The sequence below is a fragment of the Teichococcus oryzae genome (assembly GCF_008386565.1).
In the GTDB taxonomy this organism is placed as follows: Bacteria; Pseudomonadota; Alphaproteobacteria; order Acetobacterales; family Acetobacteraceae; genus Pseudoroseomonas; species Pseudoroseomonas oryzae.
The window spans coordinates 1-4,067 of sequence record NZ_VUKA01000052.1 but is presented as its reverse complement, the minus strand read 5'-3'; the positions used below and the strand labels follow the sequence as shown (position 1 = coordinate 4,067).

The 4,067-nt window shown below is 59.8% G+C and carries 3 protein-coding genes and 1 pseudogene; 2 read left to right on the top strand and 2 right to left on the bottom strand.

All coding sequences use genetic code 11. The features are described 5' to 3' along the window. Positions 1-270 (top strand): annotated as a pseudogene (locus F0Q34_RS21985) (hypothetical protein); the annotation flags it as partial. 278 nt (positions 271-548) lie between these two features. On the opposite strand, the gene F0Q34_RS21390 reads toward F0Q34_RS21985, so the two are convergent. Next, positions 549-1,481 carry a replication protein RepA gene (locus F0Q34_RS21390; protein ID WP_149814397.1) on the bottom strand — a complete coding sequence of 311 codons (933 nt, stop codon included), beginning with the start codon at positions 1,479-1,481 and terminating at the stop codon, positions 549-551. Between the two features lie 405 nt (positions 1,482-1,886). Between F0Q34_RS21390 and F0Q34_RS21385 the strand changes: the two genes are divergently transcribed. After that, positions 1,887-2,315: a hypothetical protein gene (locus tag F0Q34_RS21385; protein WP_149814396.1), complete on the top strand. Its 429-nt coding sequence runs from the start codon at positions 1,887-1,889 to the stop codon at positions 2,313-2,315. 136 nt (positions 2,316-2,451) lie between these two features. Here the strand turns inward: F0Q34_RS21385 and F0Q34_RS21380 are convergent, their stop codons facing one another. After that, complete coding sequence (locus F0Q34_RS21380; RefSeq protein WP_161600996.1) at positions 2,452-3,456, bottom strand: restriction endonuclease; 1,005 nt, start codon at positions 3,454-3,456, stop codon at positions 2,452-2,454. Positions 3,457-4,067: the final 611 nt, after the last annotated feature.

Sequence of the window (4,067 nt, the reverse complement as noted above, 5' to 3'; positions counted from 1 at the left end):
GCGCCACGCCAGAAGCTCACCATTGAGGAGAAAGCCACCATTCGCGAGGGCGGTACGCCGACGCACTGGTCAAAGGCCAAGCGGGCAAAGAAGGATTGCGGCGCACGCTGGGCGCTCAAGCGCGGCAGGACCAAGCCCAAATCAGAAGGCCATCAGCGCCAAGCCATCCAGATCACGGTGCCAATCCTTGGCTACAAGAGCCATATCGGCATCGACCGACGGCACGGCCCGAGCGCAGGTGCAGATCGGCATGGCCAACTTGGCCTTTAACTTTATTCACATCGCCTGGCTCAGCGCTCTAACTGCGCCTGTAGAATGCCACGGCGCCGGTGAATAGGGGGTTTGGGCCACACAGAGCCGATCACTCCTCATCCTCGCCACAAGGGACGAAGCCACTGCCCCTGCGCTCCGACTTGCCCTCTCACAGCCGCAGCAACGGGTTCTTCGATGTGTCCAGTTGACAGTTAGAGGAGCGTCTACACTTCTCCTAATCACCAGAGTCCTCAAAATCTTTGCTAACTGGGCGAGGACTCCAGTGATCTCTTCAGCTACCGCGCCAGCAGCTGCTTGGGTGCCACCGGTGGCCGCGAGGGATATAGGATGAGGCCGCGCTCCTCGGCTTCCACTTTAGCGTCCCGATACACGGCCAATGCAAGCTGGAGGTTCGGGCCGAACTTGTACTTGAAGTGTGCCAGCTTGCTAAACCCAGCACCGAATTGAGCCTTTAGTGCCGGCCATGTCACTGGCGTAGGCGCCTTAAGTACATGCAGGCGGTAGGACAACCAGCAATAAATATCTAATGCCATGGAATTATTACTGATGGCCCGGATTGCGGCTTCCTCGATAGGTACTGGGTGCTTCTTGAGCTGTTCGAAGAAACTCTCGGAAAGCTTCACTGTCTCTAAAAACAGAGAGCCTTGGTCCGGATCCTCGGCGTCGATAAACATCGCCGTGTCGACGATGTTTTGGTTTACCAAGCCGCCGGGGGCTCCTCCAGCTGCAGCCATGTGAAAGCTGAGGCGGCAGCGGGAGATACGTTCTGCCTGCTCGCGGACATCTTTGATGCTCTTACCGCCCGGCGCGATGCCCAGTCGCGCAAACCAAGCGCGCAGGCTCTTCCCGAGTTCCACCTCTCGACTGCCCGTCTTCAGGGCCTCAGATTGCAGGTAGAGCATAATGAGGCGGGCTCGAGAGCCGTATGGTACCCCGATACTGATCGGCGGTAGCCCCTCAGTTGCGCTAGGTTTGCGACCAGGTTCTACTAAAAGTGTTACTCGCTCGGTCCGGATCTCCCAGACTTGGTCAGGAGGAAGCTGCTTATGGGGTAAGGCGGCCTGAGTCCAGCCAGAGAATAGATAACCAACGGACGTGTCCTCATCCGTCAGATAGGCAGAGGCGGCCTCAACAGCTGCACGATCGAGGTCCAGAGCAAGAGCGGCTTGTTTGCCTCTCATCTCCAGAATGTCGTGCACCGTTCCCATGGCATTACCTTCTTCTGCCAATCACTCCATCTAGAGAGCAAACCGACACTGGCACGAGTAGCCTACACTGTCGCCGAGGACTCTGGTGATCTAGCTATTTGTAGAGGATATTAGATTCTACCTATTAGTCTGGTCTCTAAAGTCCTCGGGATATCTTGCTTTTAATTAGCAGAATCAGCTATTTAGGCGACCGGTTCTATCACCAGAGTCCTCGCGCCGGTCTCTAAAGTCCTCAGACTTCCTGAGGGTGGCATTCCTGCGGGCGTACGTGGTCTAAGGCGCGAATCGGGCCTCCCAACTTGGCATAGTTCGGATCACCAGAATCCTCACGCCAAATGGCTGTCCATTGAACGTCTGCCCCGCTTAGCTGGCCAAAATTCTGGCGCGGCGAAGATGGAGGGAACGATGGCCGTTATTGTCCGAGATGACCGCGCAGGAGGAAGAGCGAACTATGTGGATGCCTCAGAAGACCACGGGGCGGTTGCTTGCTCTTGCAGAACCAAAGAGCCCTACACATCCGATTGTGACAGTCATCGCTTTATTTCCGGTAAGGGTGGATTATCAGTTAGGAGTTGGCCGCGCCACCGCGACATCGCCGCTGTTTCGGGCTACGGCAAACTGGCAGGCGTGTCCGACATCACCTGCCGCAAGGTGCAGTTCAACAAGCTGATGCCACAGAATGATCCGGCAACGCTACGCGCCATGGTGAACGGCGACGTCAAGGCGGACCTGCTGAACAACACCACCTTCACCCAGTTCAGGGCTCCTGCAATGAGGGTGTGGCGCCCAGATGTTCGGTCATATCGGCCAGCGCTACGGCTACAACGTCTTTAGCAACCAGAACGTCCGGGCCCACAGGATCCGAGCTCTCCCAGCTCACCGTCATCGACGGCCTGCTGTCCGGCCTCATGCGGGTATGCGGCGCAGTGATGCTGGTGTGGTCCTGACCGCTGAACCCCTGCTGGCCCTGCTAGGTCCGCGCCCAGAACCGGTCGCCGCAGGCCCTGCAGCGAACTGTGCCCTCTTTCCTCATGGGGAGCCTGAGGCCGGTCGAGCAGCCTGGGCACCACCGGATCACCTTTCCAGGCCCTTCTCGGCCGCTCTCGCTCTCCATGAAGGAGGCATCCTTGGCAGCGGCTTGCCGATCCGCCTTTCCGGCGTGCGGATCCAACATGCCAGCCGGTCTGGGCATTGATGGTCTTACCGGCCAGGTTCCCGGCTTGCTCACGACGAAGAGGAACCAGTAGAGGCCAGCACCCGCCGCCGCCGCCAAGAAGACCACGCCTAATCCGGGTCTAGGCGTCATGGGGATCATGATCGCGGCGGCCAGGATGACAGGCAGCAGGAAGTACGCCCAGCGCGCTTTGTAGATCTCCCTCTTGCCTTCGAATACCCCTACCGCCTTGTCGTAGTCCTGCCAGTCGCTCCGCGCTTGCCGGGCACGCCGCTCCTCCTCAGCGGCCGCGCGAGCCCTCGCTGCCGCTGCTTCCCTTTCTCTTGCTTCCCGGGCTTGCCGTGCCAAGCGTTCGCGGGCTTCAGCCTCCTCCCGGGCGCGGCGTTCCCTGGCTGCTGCCAGCGCCCGCTCCTTGCGGGCCTTCTCCCTAGCCTCGTGCTCCTGCCGAGCCCGAGCGGCCTCGACTGACCGGTCGAATTCACAGTGGCGCTTCAAGTCCGACAGGCGGACCAGCTTGACCCCAGTGCTCTCGGCCAATGTCTTGGCTGCGCGCGTGAAGCCGGAGCGGGCAACGACAATCGCCATATCAGCCTTGAAGTGCCTCTGGGCTGTAAAGGCTTGCTGCACGGCGGATAGACCGACATGGTCCTTGTAGTACTTGCACTGGATGACGATGCTGGTCGTGCCGAAGTGGGCGATCACGTCGGCGCCGAAATCTCCGCTGGCCTGGGTCAGCTTGGTGGTCCAGCCGAGATTTTCGAAGGCGGCGGCGGTTGCACGCTCGAAGGCAAGGCCTGTCACCGGGCTATCCTCGCGGCGCAGTGCCTGCCTTCAGGCCGAGAGATGCGGAACCGAACAACCCTTCCGCGCACTGTGTCCCTGCGATTCCATGACATACCAAGATTGCCCGGCCGACCTTCACCGGGGTGAGGCAGCTAACATGCTGTTTCGATAAAAGGATATTCTATCCCAGGGTATTGATGGATTGTACTCCCTCAGTGTCGGTAACGGCTATGCCAGAGCTCAAAACATCGCTAGCCACGTGCACCAGAGTATCCGGCGCCTGGTGGCGAAGACCGGTCAGCACGGCCGTCCTGCTGCGCCTTGCCACGCCGCCGAAAGGTAATTTTTCCTCAATCTGGCCACGAAGCGCGCGATGCTGACCCAGGCTGAGCTCTGGGCCGTTGGCGCTGAGATCGCCAATGCGCTGGGCTTTTAATGGCAATTTCTTCCAGCCGAACAGCCCTGCTGATCCGCTAGCCAACGAACTGGCGCATCCAGTTCGGCCGGCCACCGCGGCGCTCCCTCTCCGAGCAGCAGGTGAAGATCGGCATGGTCAATCTGGTCCTACAATTTCACCCGCTTGACGTGGCTCAGAACGTACCCATCCGGCGAGGGCCGCCTTGTGAGGG